Raw genomic sequence first — 13,295 nt, forward strand, 5'->3', positions numbered from 1 at the left:
AAACTTCATTCGAAAAGCTAATAAAATTGGGAAGGACAATTGGAAGAAAAAAGTGAAAACTAGGTGAGAAAATTCCTTCCATATTTTACTGAAAGATATTTTATAATATTTATGTATATTTATATATAGGATTGTGATATACTATTATTAACTTATTGATGTTCGTGTGCAATATTAAAAAACTTGGCATTCGCCAAGCCTTTAGGTGAAGGCCTAGTTGCACTTATGCAGAAAGAAGGTTTTATGCTTTCCTTTCTGCCAAGTACTACTAAATACTTCTTCAAAGTAATTATGGTCTTGGTTATCTAGAACAGAAATTAGTAATAAACGTGCCGTGAGCACATGGAGGAATTTTCTATGAACAAAGGTTCAGTAAAATGGTTTAACGCAGAAAAAGGTTTTGGATTTATCGAAGTTGAAGGTGGAGACGACGTATTCGTACACTTCTCAGCAATCCAAGGCGACGGTTTCAAAACTTTAGAAGAAGGTCAAGAAGTTTCTTTCGATATCGAAGAAGGTAACCGTGGACCACAAGCAGCTAACGTTACAAAACTATAAGTTGCATTCACATAAAAAGCTCTTCTCATTATTGAGAAGGGCTTTTTATTTATCTTCCTATTATATTTTAAGAAGGTGAAAAAATTGATAGAAATATACACGGATGGGGCGTCTAGTGGAAATCCTGGGCCTAGCGGGGCTGGTATATACATAAAAGCAAATAAAAAACAATATGAATATGCCATACCTTTAAAAGATTTATCAAACCATGAGGCCGAGTTTTATGCCGTTATTAAAGCTTTGGAAATCTGTAAAAATGAGTTTCCAGGTGAAATTTTATCATTTCGATCGGATTCCCAAATCGTCGTAAATACCATTGACCGTGATTATACGAAAAACAAAACATTTCTACCTCTGTTAGAAAAGGTTAGAGAACTATCCACCCATTTTGCTTATGTTTTTATTAAATGGATACCAGAAAAACAAAATGGAAATGCGGATAGGTTGGCAAGAAAGGCAATTCAAGATCAAAAATAGGGCAGTTTCTATTTAGAACTGCCCATTAATTAGTGATCAATCTCTTTCTCTTGCTTTCTGTGTATCTCTAATATTCTTTTGAACGGTGATAGCTGCAAATATGCTGAGAACAAATGCCATTCCATAGAATCCTTTCTCACTTAAGACCATACTTCCTGCATTGAATAGTCCAATACCAATTAATGCAATTGCGATAATCAGTGCCAACCAACTAATACCATAATAAATACTAGTAACTGGTACTCCCTCATCTTTATCCCTTACTGCTTTTTGTAAGGATACTGCTGCATAAAGTCCGAATACTAATACTGCAAAGTAATATCCCTTTTCGTTTAGCTGCATTGCTTCAGCATTGAATAAACCAATTAGATAAGCTGCAACACCTATTAAAAGCGCTGCCCAAGACGCCCCTTTGAAAGCTGAGGTCGGTTCCCCCTCTCTTCTTTCCTCTTTTATTTTTACATCGCTTTCTTTATTTAATAATCCCTCATCTTGACGTTCCATGAATGATTCCCCCCATTTTTTATTTACGACCGACTCTTAAGCTGCTCTAATACCCCACTTAGAACATACATTAAATTCTTGATAGTTTATCTTATGCAAAAGTGGTAATACATTATATGGATTTGCTACCAATAAATGTAAGATAATTTTATTTTAATTATTTAGGCAAAAGAATAACCAAGAATTGTACTATTAACTAAAGAGATCGTGCTTTCTTCCCGTACATTAACTTAATATGAACATCATAGGATGTACCTTCTTCTATATGATTAGGATCATCTGATACTTCAAGCAGTTCCTTTAATTGAATAGGCTTTTTTTGATTGGCTTCAATCGTCATTGGATATGGGCCTGCCAGATTCATAAGTGACTCCATTCGTACCCCATCCTCCATGTACGGGGAATCTATAAATTCTAATTCAAAGGACACATCTTCATTGCTTCGATTATGTAAAACAAGATGACATTCCCCATCCAATAGATCTTGACCCACAGATTCAAAACTACACTCGCCATTGTTATCGTATGAGATGGCTGCAATGCCACTTGCTAATGTTTCTTGGTAGATGGTAATAAGAATATTAGGCAAAAATGAATACACAAGGACAACGATGATTATGGTACGCCAGTGATATTTTTTCATGCCAATACCAAGTAATATCATGGCGATTACAAATAAAACGGATCCAATGATACCAAGAAAAATATATCCATCATGATTGCTAAGTGGGAACGACATGAATGTAAAATGCGCTCCTAACATGGCATTATTAGGAATGGGAAATATAAAGACATACATATAGCTAAAATAACAAACGAAATAATGAGTGCCAATTTGCTTCTTATCATCCAATTCCTCCTCTCTTAATCGTATTTAGCGAACTTATTTAAACAACATCTCCCCTTTTATTTCAAACCAAACATTTTCTACTGTAGCTATAACGATGATTGCCAAAATAAAGGCTGCTCCACAAAGTAAGATCTTGTTTCGTAACCTAGCATTAAAGCGCTTATACAACATGCCTATGAGAATGACAATTGACACAAAAATAGGGAAACTGATGCATATCGCTATTATGTCAACAATCGAAAATGGTTTACTTATGTATGAATCAGAATAAATATTCAGAACAAGAAGTGCTAGAAACAATATGAATTGATAAACAAAAAATCTAATCCGGCTCATAATTGGCTCCGTTCTATGGGTTGTTATAAAAAGTATAAATCATTAAGAAAAAAAGAATATACTTTTATTTTAAAAACAGTAATCCCTTTAAATACGAAATAGCAGAATCTTTGTTTTTCTGTATAATATTAAAATCCTGGTAAATCTATGTTTACCAGGATTCCAAGTTGCTTTTCGTTCAAACACTATGAATATGTTTTGTACCCAAAAAGGGAACCTATACCCCTTTATAATCTATTATTGTTTTCCTTTTTTAACCCATTCGGCAACAGTCACAGTACGTTTCGCCTGATGTTTCACTGCAGCTTCTACATCTTCTACCATTTTACCATCTCGATCCACTGTTACGCTTGTTCCGTATGGGTTTCCACCTGCACTAAATAGGACTGGATCTGTATAACCTGGTGTTGCAATGATTGCACCCCAATGCATCATAGAAGTATATAGGGACAACAATGTTGCTTCTTGACCACCATGTGGGTTCTGTGCGGAAGTCATCGCACTGACAACCTTATTGATCGTCTTACCATTTGCCCAAAGTCCACCTTGAAGGTCTAGGAACTGTTTCATTTGAGAAGCTATATTTCCAAATCGTGTAGGCACACTAAATATGATTGCATCTGCCCATTCCAAATCTTCTGAAGTTGCCACCGTAACGTCTTTTGTAGCTTCCACTGTTGCTTTCCAAGCTGCATTTGCTTCAACCACCGAATCTGGTGCTAACTCTTGAACTTTTAATAAACGAACTTCCGCACCTGCAGCTTCTGCTTCTTCTTTTGCCCATTTGGATAGTTGATAGTTTGTTCCACCCATTGAATAAAAAATGACAGCTAATTTAACGTTTGACATATTTTCAATTCTCCTTTGGTGTTCCAAGTATTTTTTAATAATCCCATATATTTCACCATTTTATTATTCCCGATTATCAGGAATAATATTTATTTGATTCATATAACTTTGAGATATTTGCAGTGAATTACTATCTTCCCTTTAGCATTTCCTTCCTTATGATAGAAATCGCAAAAAAATAAGCAGCTCAACTCATACGTGAATTGAACTGCTATGTTTATTATTTAAAATACAATCGTTTTATTTTCATGAACAATAATTCGATCTTCTAAATGCCATTTTACTGCACTTGCTAATACACTACGTTCAATGGATTGGCCGATTTTTTTCATATCGCTAGCATTATCACGATGATCAACACGGCCAATATTTTGCTCTATGATTGGACCTTCATCTAGGTCACCTGTTACATAATGGGAAGTGGCACCAATCATTTTTACTCCCCGAGCATAAGCACGTTCGTACGGTTTCGCCCCAATAAATGCAGGTAAGAAGGAATGATGAATATTGATAATTTGGTTTTTAAAATTTTTCACAAAATCATCTGTTAGAATTTGCATGTAGCGAGCTAGTACAATTAAATCGACTTCATACTCTTTTAGTAATTGCTTCTGTTTTTCTTCAACTTCTTGTCGAATGTCCTTATTAGCAGGAATATGGTAAAAAGGAATTCCAAGGGATTCCACCATTTCACGACATGTATCATGATTACTTATAACTAATGCAATATTAGCCATTAAATCTCCACTTTGGTATTCCCATAATAATTCTAGTAAACAATGTGGTTCCTTCGATACGAAAATCGCCACATTCTTCAATTGACTAACATACATAATTCTCCAATCCATATGAAATTCTTCCGCAATTGGTTGAAAATCTTTTTCTATTTTATTGGCATTTTTCATAAGGTTAGGACATTCAAATTCAATTCGCATAAAAAATTGTCCACCCTCTGGATCCATTGTATATTGGTCAGATTCGACAATATTCGCCCCTTGTTTAAATAAAAATTCCGAAACAGTAGAAACAATCCCTGGTTGATCGGGACATTTAATTAAAAAGCGTGCTTTGTTTTCATTTTTTTCTGTAAAACCTTTAATTCTATCTTGCATATAACTATTCATATTAAATACCTCATTATTTTCCGTGTACTCGATCGCGTAATAACGCTTTCTAATATTACTTTATGAAATTCTCGTTCTCTAGTCAAGACGATGTTCATTATGTTTGTTATAATATCTATTAAATTGTTGCAAGTTTGGGGGGACTAGAAGTGGATCCATTAGATATCATGATGAATTTAGACCACGTTATTCCATATTATCAACCTATTGTAAGTGCAGATACTCGTAAAGTGATTGGCTACGAATTAAAAGCTTATTACTTAACCGAGGATGGTGAAAAACAACGTCTAGATTGGTTTTTCAAAGATAGTTCCATCCCACATGATTTCCGATTAGAAGTCATTACTTGTATCCAACAAAAAGCACTAGATTATTATTTAGAAACTGATAAAACCGTCCTTTTATTTTTCAGCTACGATGCAGAATTACTTTATGAAGACGATGGTGAGACGATCCTTTCGCTTTTACAATCCTACGAAAGTAAAGGGCTCGATCTAAGTAAGATTGTTCTAGAATTGAAGGAAAAACAAATAACAGAAGAAGTATATTCTCTCAATTCCTTATTTAAATACATAAAAACTCTAGGAATCCAAATCGCTTTTGATGATGTCGGAAAAACAAGCGGGAATTTGGATAAACTTACTTATTTCGAACCAAATATCATTAAAATCGATGTCAGCTTTTTGAAAGAAGATGCGTTGCCACACTTATATAATGATGTCCATTATTCCATTTCCATGTTAGCACATAAAATGGGATCTACATTACTTTTTAAAGGGATCACCACGTATAATCAATTTAATTATGCCTGGCGAAACGGTGGAAGATATTATCAAGGTCGTTACTTGGCAAAGTCAAATCCACAATTTGTAGAGAAAGATACGTATAAGGATATCATGGAGAGGGATTTTCAACTATTTGTTAAATACGAAAAGAAAAAAATGAAAGCTCAACTACAACTTACTACTGATATCCAGCAATTATTCAAGCAAACCTTGCAAGATATAGATGCGAATGCACCACATGATGAAATTATAATTACCATTGGAAATGCATGTAGTCCTTTCGCCTTCCGAGTATATATTTGTAATGATGAAGGAATACAGTTATCTTCTAATGCGGAAAAGAGTCGTGAAGGTGATTGGGAATTAAATCCAGAAGGCAGACAGAAAAACTGGAGTTGGCGTCCTTACTTTTTTGAAAGTATTGTACGGATGAATGTAGAGAAAAAAGGAATCCTCTCCAACTTGTACACGGACATTGATCGAAATGAACAAATTCGGACCTATTCTTATCCAATTTCAAAGAATAAATATATTTTTATGGATATACCATATGATTATTTATTTGAACAAGAAGGGCTGTTGTGAGGAACAAAAGCCCTTTTTCATTTATCTATTTTGAAGATTCAATGAATGTGCTATATTGTTAATAATGTGAAAGGGGTTTTTCGGTATGGAGATAGAGCGTTCAAAACAGCAGACAAATAAGGTGTATTCATTCTTATTAATTAGTGGTATTGTTTTAATCGCATTAAATTCCAGCTATTACATCTGTTGGGCCTATTATTGGTTCTATTCAAGCAGATGTTGGTTTATCAAGCTCCAGTGCTGGATTATTAACAAGTTTACCAGTCATTGCATTTGCGATTATGTCACCGTTAGCACCAAGTTTAGCAAATCGGTTATCTAATGAATGGGCAATGTTAATTGGATTACTTATGTTATTTATCGGAATTAGTATACGTTCCAATTCTATTGTAATCCTTCTTTTTTCAGGAACTTTATTAGTCGGACTAGGAATAGCGGTATTAAATGTATTATTGCCTAGTTTTATTAAGGATAAGTTTCCTCATAAAATAGGTTTAATGACTAGTTTATACACAACAGCAATGGGAGTTATTGCTGCAGCTGCCTCTGGTCTCAGCGTTCCAATTGCGGATGGATTAAATCTCGGTTGGAAAGTCGCTTTATTTATATGGGGAATACCTACGCTTCTTGCACTATTTAATATTTTCTATTTGGCACGAAAGGGAAATTCTGACCAGCATATGGAGAGAAAGTTTATCCGCACGAATAAAAAAATGTGGAAATCACCTCTAGCTTGGCAAGTTGCTATATTCATGGGTACGCAGTCGTTTTTGTTTTATTCAACGATTTCATGGTTACCTACCATTTTAAATGACCAAGGGGTTAGTATGGCTACAGCGGGTTGGATGTTATCTTTCACACAGTTTATAGGACTTCCTGCAAGTTTTCTCGTTCCAGTTATAGCAGAAAAGTTTCGTAATCAACAGGGAGTCGTTATTTCTATCATTATTAGTTCGTTTCTTGGTTATGGGGGACTTTTATTAGGTACAACAACTACAATGATGGTTATTAGTTGTACATTTATCGGATTTACGCTAGCTGGAGCTTTCTCACTGGCTTTAACATTAATCGGACTTCGTGCAAGAACGGCAATTGAAGCCGCGGAATTATCAGGTATGGCTCAAACACTAGGTTATTTACTTGCCGCAACAGGTCCGTTATTAATCGGTTTTCTGAACGATATTTCCAATGGATGGACGCTTCCTTTAATTGTCATCTTAATAGACTCTGTAATTGTTCTTATATTTGGACTAGGTGCAGGCCGTAATAAATATGTATAAGTTTTTAGATTGAAAGGAATTAACATGTTAGTTGATTCCTTTTTTATGTGCGGTACAATCGCCTAAAACCTATAATTCTACTTTTTCAATTAAATTCTATACTAAATTCTCCTAGATAATTCTACTATTTTTAGAAAAAAATGGTATAATAGATTTATTATTGACAAGTTTAGTAGGAGGAAAGTGAAAATTGGCGAATAAAAAAGTAATCATGTCGGTTACAGCAGGTGCAGCAATTGCATCGGCTATGGTCGGAGCGGATCAAGTTGAAGCAGCATCTCATAAGGTACAGAGCGGAGATTCACTTTGGACTATTGCTCAGAAACACAATACAACAGTAACGAATTTGAAAAAGATAAATAACTTAACCTCGGATTTGATTTTTCCAAATCAAGTACTAGAAACAGGTTCAGCAAGTTCTTCAGCCAAGGATACTGCATCGAAAAAACAAGAAAGCTCAAAAAGCACTTCTAATACATATACAGTTAAAGCTGGGGACACTTTAAGTGGAATTGCGTCAAGACATAATATATCCCTTACTAATTTAATGAAATGGAATGGATTAGATACTACTCTTATCTTCCCTGGAAATGTGCTAACTGTAAGTAAACAAGAATCTCAAAATACGAAAACAAGCGGAAAAAAAGAAACTAAAGTCAGCTCTTCTACTGTTTATTCCGTTGTAGCTGGAGACTCTCTTTCTAAGATCGGTGCAAAGTATAATGTCTCTGTAGCTAATCTAAAGAAATGGAATAATCTAAGTTCTGATTTGATCTATGTTGGTCAAAAATTAAACATAGCTGGTAAATCTAGTAACAATTCTTCAACTAGTACATCATCTTCGGCTAGTAAACAAGATGGAAATAAAGCTTCTGTATATACGGTCAAATCAGGAGATACCCTTTCTAAAATTGGTAAGGCACATGGGGTTAGTGTCGCTAATCTTAAGAAATGGAATAGCTTATCGTCTGATATGATATACATTGGACAAAAATTAAGCATTGGTGCTACGAAAGAGAAATCAACTGGTTCTGTAAAAAGTACAAAGACTGGCTCTTCTACAAATACAAATGTAGACTACGATGTTAACAAACTAGTTAGTGTTGGAAAAAGTTTAATAGGCATCCCTTACAAATGGGGCGGTACAACTACTAGTGGATTTGACTGTAGCGGATTTATTTATTACGTATACAATCAAGCTGGAAAGAAAATAAATCGTCTTTCTACGGATGGTTATTTTGAACGCTCTTATTACGTGAACAATCCACAAGTTGGGGATTTAGTCTTCTTTTCAGGAACTTATCGATCTGGTATTTCTCATATGGGAATCTATCTTGGAGATAATAAATTCCTCCAAGCTGGTACAAGTTCCGGTGTATCTATTGTAAGTTTAGATAATCCTTATTGGAGTAAGCATTTCGATAGTTTTAAACGATTTTATTAAAGTTAGAAAACGAACATCTTCGTTAGTATCTGATCGAGGGTGTTCGTTTTTCTTTTGGGTAATCCCAGTTTAGCTGGGGTAAAGAAGACTTTCATCAGTGGGGTTTTCCTCTTCATCCCCCACTGATAGTTAGTCGTACTTATCGGACCTTTACGGGAAGTTGATCTCCCACTTACTTTCTTTGTTTCCCCAGAAGTTTGAGGTGGGAGTCTTACTGCTCGTTTAGGTGGGATAAAACATTAACTAAAGATAAAAAACAAAAGCTGTCGGGGGACGACAGCTTTTGTTTTATTTAACGAAGAGACAGCAGTTAGGTACTACTATCTTTTTCACTTATGACTTGGAGGTTATGTAAGAAGAATGTGGGCTAACTTTCTAAGGAACACCTTTTCATCTTTGACCAAAAATATGAAACGAAGGTAATAAGTATTATTTTTACCGCATACAAATAACAACTAATTCATAGAATCAGCCAGTATTCTTTCTGATGTTATTGATAAATGATAAGTATGATTATGAAAATAATATTATTCTATTTAATTTTACAAAAGGTCCCTTAGAATAGTTTGAATATGTGAAATGGATATTTAGTATTTTGACAGAAGTTGTTCTTTGAAGGCCAAGAATAAAGTGTTAAAAAGGAGTAAACGGTGAATAATTAGTAGAAATCTTTTATTCAGAGGTTTGACGGTTACAATGATGTAACGTCATAATACTGAAATATTGTCCATTCACTCTACACAGTACTGTACTGGCATTCGAGGCAAATGAGGCAATACATCCATTCCGACAATTATTAGTTTTAAAGTAATAGTTTGAATATCCTATCTTTCTGTTTTTTATGTAAGTTTATCTCCTCCTTAGTACCTATTACCTTTATTATAGTATATAAAAGTGAATTGTCAATTGAATTCTAAAAGTTTATTATTTTAATTCCATTTTTACTTTTTTAGTAGGTGTTCAAAAAGGAGGATAAAAAGGTTCGAAGTCGGCTAAATGCGCTATTGCCAGCTAGAAACATCGTAGTGTCATCTTCACCGGATTTTTTTAAAAACCTTTTTTTATAGATTAGATAACTTTATATTAATCAAGTGAATATTGTTTAATTATCCCATCATATTTATTATCCTTATTTTCAAGCAGCATTTCTACATGAGTATGTCCTATTTTAATATTTCCTTGAATGGGTACACTGGCATTCGCAAGGCATTTGGATAGATGCATAAGAAGATGTTTTCCCAGCAATTAACTCAAGTTTATTCCTATGACATATTCCCCCTTCCATTTCCATAGAATTTATTAACAATTTCAAAGGAGGAGTTAAAATGGAAGAGCTAATCACAAAGGAAATGGTAGAAAGATATTATGAGTTAAATCTGGTAAAGAAAAAAATCGAAGCAGAAATTAACCAATTAAAGAAGATCTTTCATACATATTTTGATAATGAGTATGGGGAGAACGAAAAAGGCGAATTAATCAAAGAACAATATAAACTACAAAGACAAGTTCGGAAAACAGAAAAGTGGGCGGAGAAGGATACCGTGGAAAAACTAGAAGAATTAAATATGAATGATTTAATTCAAATCGTTAAAACACCAGATAGCGAAAAGATTCATGCCGCCATTGAGTTAGGTTTGCTTAAGAAAAGTGATATCGAAGGATGTCTTACGAATAATTATACGAAAGCAATCACTGTAAAAGCGGTTAAATAAAAAGGCTTGTTTCGTAATAAAGTGAAACTCATTCAGTAGGGGGCATCCAACCAGTTAAGGCGGATAAAGAAGAATGCCATCAGTGGGGGTTTTCCTTCATCCCCCACTAATGGTTAGTCGCGCTTATCGGACCATCACGGCCAGTAATTAGTCCACAGTTTAAATATTAACTTTAGCTGAAAACACGATTAATTTCCTCTATTTCATCCTCAGTAAGAGTAACGTCCAGTGTCTTTTGATTTTTCAATACCTGTTCTGGGTTTTTCGCACCTGGAATAACAGCGGTTATCGCGTCTTGGGTCAAATACCATGCAAGAACTATAGAAGCGACTTCAGCATCTTTTTCATTCGCAATGTTACGTAACACTTCTACTTTTTCTAGGTTTTGTACGAAAGCTTCACCTTGAAGATGTGGCATGTTATGTCTTAAATCATCAGCTGGGAATTTTGTGTTTTTATTATATTTCCCTGCTAAGATTCCAGCAGCTAATGGGAAAAATGGAATAAAAGCAATATTATGTTCTAACGTATATGGGAAAAAGTCATTCTCCGCACCACGAGCTAATAAGTTATACTCTCCCTGGAATACATCTACATAGCCATCTTTGTTTGCTTCCTCAAGTTGTGCAGGCGTTAAATTAGATGTTCCGATTCCACGAATTTTCCCAGCATCTTTTAGTTCTTGTAGGGCTCCTACCGCCTCATAAAGTGGAGTTTTACCATCGGGATTATGAATATAGTACAAGTCAATATAATCCGTATCTAAACGTTTTAAGCTAGCTTCAACCGATTGCTTCATGAATTCTGGCGAATTATCAATTTCTACTTTTCCATCCAAAATACGTTGAGCACCTTTAGTTGCAAGTACTACTTCACTACGCTTACCTGTTTCCTTAATAGCCTGACCAACTAATTCCTCTGAACGACCAATTCCATAGATGAATGCTGTATCAATGAAATTCATATCATGATTGATTGCGGCTTTCACTAGATCAATACCTACTTGTTCATCCAAATTCGGATATAGGTTATGGCCACCAACAGCATTTGTGCCAAGTCCAATTGGGTTAACCCATAAATCCGTTTTACCTAATTTTACTTTTGTCATTCCTATCATCCCTTCCCTTACTTAAAACTTAACTTAGCAAACTTAGCATTCGCTACGGTCTAAAATCCACTCATGGTCTGGATCATTATGGAATTTCCAAATACGTGTCGGGCCTGCCATTACATTTTAGTTAAATTCAGGAGCAACGTAACGTGCAGTTACAACTTTCTTACGAGTATAGAAGTCTACACTGTCTTTACCGTTAGCATGTAGCGTACCGTAGAAAGAATCTTTCCATCCAGAGAATGGGAAGAATGCCATTGGTGCTGGAACCCCTAAGTTAACCCCTATCATACCTGCATCAATGTTTTCACGGAAATATCTTACGGAAGAAGTGTTCGTTGTAAAAATACAAGCTCCGTTAGCAAAGTTAGATTTGTTTGCAGTTTCTACTGCCTCTTTCAAGTTTTTAACACGAATGACGGATAATACTGGAGCAAAAATTTCATCTTGCCAAATTGTCATTTCAGGTGTTACACCTTCAAAGATAGTTGGTCCAACGAAGTAACCACCTTCTAAATCATCTTTACGACCATCTCTAACTAGTGTAGCTCCTTCTTCCAAACCTTTTTCAATGTAGCTAATTGTACGTTTTTGGTTTTCTTCACGGATAACTGGTCCTAAGAATACACCATCGTCAAGTCCGTTACCCATTTTCACGTTGTCGGCCGCTTCTTTAAGTTTTGCCATGAATTCGTCAGCAACATCTTCTTCTACTGTTACAACAGCACATGCCATACAACGTTCACCAGCAGAACCGAATGCAGCAGAGATAATATCCTTAACTGCTTGATCTACGTCAGCATCTTTTAATACAGTAGTATGGTTTTTCGCACCAGTTAACGCTTGTACACGTTTAAGGTTTTCGCTTCCACGTTTGAATACATATTCACCAACTGGTTTAGAACCAACGAATGAAATAGCCTTAATTTCTGGATGATCAAGAATTCCATTAACAACATCATGTGCACCATAAACGATGTTGAATACTCCATCTGGAAGACCGGCTTCTTTAAGTAAGTCAGCTAATTTTTCAGTTAACAATGGCGTTTTTTCGGATGGTTTTAATACGAAAGAGTTACCCATTGCAATTGCCATTGGGAACATCCAACAAGGAACCATCATTGGGAAGTTAAATGGTGTAATTCCACCGATAACTCCAATTGGATAACGATAGTTTGCAGCTTCAACATCTGTCGCAATATTTGATAGAGAGTCACCCATCATTAATGTAGGAGCACCAGCTGCGAATTCAACGTTTTCGATTCCACGTCCAACTTCGCCTAATGCCTCCGTCGTGTTTTTTCCGTTTTCAATAGTAATTAAGCGAGCTAACTCGTCTCTATTTTTTTCTAATAATTGTTGGTAAGCAAATAGAATTCTAGCACGTTTTTGAACTGGAACTTTACTCCATTTATCAAAAGCCTTTTGAGCTACTTCTGCAGCGTAGTCTACATCTTCTTTAGTTGAGATAGGAACTAATGCAACGATTTCCTTTGTTGCTGGGTTATAAACTTCTTCATATTTAGTAGTTTTGCTTTCTACCCATTCCCCATTAATAAAGTTTTTTAGTTTTCTAGCTTCAGCCATGCTATATTCCTCCTCGTTTATTTATATGTAGAATACCAATCTACAACTATTGCAAAACATAAGCGCCTTGCCTCGGTAAATAACTTATGATTA

The 13,295-nt window shown here is 35.1% G+C and carries 13 protein-coding genes and 1 pseudogene; 7 read left to right on the top strand and 7 right to left on the bottom strand.

The genetic code is table 11. The annotated features are described in order from the left end of the window. Nucleotides 1-357: 357 nt before the first annotated feature. Nucleotides 358-558: a cold-shock protein CspD gene (gene cspD / locus MHI02_RS15595; protein WP_047184109.1), complete on the top strand. Its 201-nt coding sequence runs from the start codon at nucleotides 358-360 to the stop codon at nucleotides 556-558. Nucleotides 559-642: 84 nt separating this feature from the next. Then, complete coding sequence (locus MHI02_RS15600; protein ID WP_060667744.1) at nucleotides 643-1,035, top strand: ribonuclease HI family protein; 393 nt, start codon at nucleotides 643-645, stop codon at nucleotides 1,033-1,035. A gap of 36 nt (nucleotides 1,036-1,071) precedes the next feature. Here the strand turns inward: MHI02_RS15600 and yiaA are convergent, their stop codons facing one another. After that, on the bottom strand, nucleotides 1,072-1,539 hold the full coding sequence (gene yiaA, locus MHI02_RS15605; protein WP_060667745.1) for an inner membrane protein YiaA: 468 nt from the start codon (nucleotides 1,537-1,539) through the stop codon (nucleotides 1,072-1,074). A gap of 196 nt (nucleotides 1,540-1,735) precedes the next feature. Then, nucleotides 1,736-2,392 carry a hypothetical protein gene (locus tag MHI02_RS15610; protein WP_244986862.1) on the bottom strand — a complete coding sequence of 219 codons (657 nt, stop codon included), beginning with the start codon at nucleotides 2,390-2,392 and terminating at the stop codon, nucleotides 1,736-1,738. A gap of 91 nt (nucleotides 2,393-2,483) precedes the next feature. Here MHI02_RS15610 and MHI02_RS15615 point away from each other — a divergent pair, with 91 nt between their 5' ends. After that, entirely contained in the window at nucleotides 2,484-2,660 is a 177-nt protein-coding gene (locus tag MHI02_RS15615) for a hypothetical protein (protein WP_165589174.1), read from the top strand. A 302-nt stretch (nucleotides 2,661-2,962) separates the two neighbouring features. Here the strand turns inward: MHI02_RS15615 and wrbA are convergent, their stop codons facing one another. Then, nucleotides 2,963-3,574, bottom strand: coding sequence for an NAD(P)H:quinone oxidoreductase (gene wrbA, locus MHI02_RS15620; RefSeq protein WP_257454521.1), 612 nt, complete (start codon nucleotides 3,572-3,574; stop codon nucleotides 2,963-2,965). Between the two features lie 224 nt (nucleotides 3,575-3,798). After that, nucleotides 3,799-4,698 carry a formyltetrahydrofolate deformylase gene (gene purU, locus MHI02_RS15625; RefSeq protein WP_060667747.1) on the bottom strand — a complete coding sequence of 300 codons (900 nt, stop codon included), beginning with the start codon at nucleotides 4,696-4,698 and terminating at the stop codon, nucleotides 3,799-3,801. A gap of 149 nt (nucleotides 4,699-4,847) precedes the next feature. Between purU and MHI02_RS15630 the strand changes: the two genes are divergently transcribed. The 4 genes from MHI02_RS15630 (at nucleotide 4,848) to MHI02_RS15645 (ending at nucleotide 10,504) form a co-directional block, all read left to right on the top strand. After that, a complete protein-coding gene (locus tag MHI02_RS15630) occupies nucleotides 4,848-6,068 on the top strand; it encodes an EAL domain-containing protein (protein ID WP_047184115.1) in 1,221 nt (406 codons plus the stop codon). Nucleotides 6,069-6,274: 206 nt separating this feature from the next. Further along, on the top strand, nucleotides 6,275-7,348 hold the full coding sequence (locus MHI02_RS15635; RefSeq protein WP_341166120.1) for a CynX/NimT family MFS transporter: 1,074 nt from the start codon (nucleotides 6,275-6,277) through the stop codon (nucleotides 7,346-7,348). Nucleotides 7,349-7,538: 190 nt separating this feature from the next. Further along, complete coding sequence (locus MHI02_RS15640; protein WP_240473207.1) at nucleotides 7,539-8,792, top strand: C40 family peptidase; 1,254 nt, start codon at nucleotides 7,539-7,541, stop codon at nucleotides 8,790-8,792. A 1,325-nt stretch (nucleotides 8,793-10,117) separates the two neighbouring features. Next, the gene (locus MHI02_RS15645) at nucleotides 10,118-10,504 is read left to right on the top strand and encodes a hypothetical protein (protein ID WP_047184117.1); all 387 of its coding nucleotides are present in this window, start codon (nucleotides 10,118-10,120) and stop codon (nucleotides 10,502-10,504) included. Nucleotides 10,505-10,676: 172 nt separating this feature from the next. Here MHI02_RS15645 and MHI02_RS15650 read toward each other — a convergent pair whose 3' ends face one another. From MHI02_RS15650 to MHI02_RS15660, 3 genes and pseudogenes are all read right to left on the bottom strand, one after another. After that, nucleotides 10,677-11,612 (bottom strand): aldo/keto reductase, encoded by a 936-nt coding sequence (locus tag MHI02_RS15650; protein WP_341166044.1) that lies wholly within the window; start codon nucleotides 11,610-11,612, stop codon nucleotides 10,677-10,679. Between the two features lie 42 nt (nucleotides 11,613-11,654). Further along, nucleotides 11,655-11,738: pseudogene (locus MHI02_RS15655) on the bottom strand (5-deoxy-glucuronate isomerase); the annotation flags it as partial. Beyond that, nucleotides 11,739-13,202, bottom strand: coding sequence for a CoA-acylating methylmalonate-semialdehyde dehydrogenase (locus MHI02_RS15660; RefSeq protein WP_341166045.1), 1,464 nt, complete (start codon nucleotides 13,200-13,202; stop codon nucleotides 11,739-11,741). It lies immediately after the preceding pseudogene. Nucleotides 13,203-13,295: the final 93 nt, after the last annotated feature.

The organism is Oceanobacillus sp. FSL K6-0118 (genome assembly GCF_038006665.1).
GTDB lineage: Bacteria > Bacillota > Bacilli > Bacillales > Amphibacillaceae > Oceanobacillus > Oceanobacillus caeni.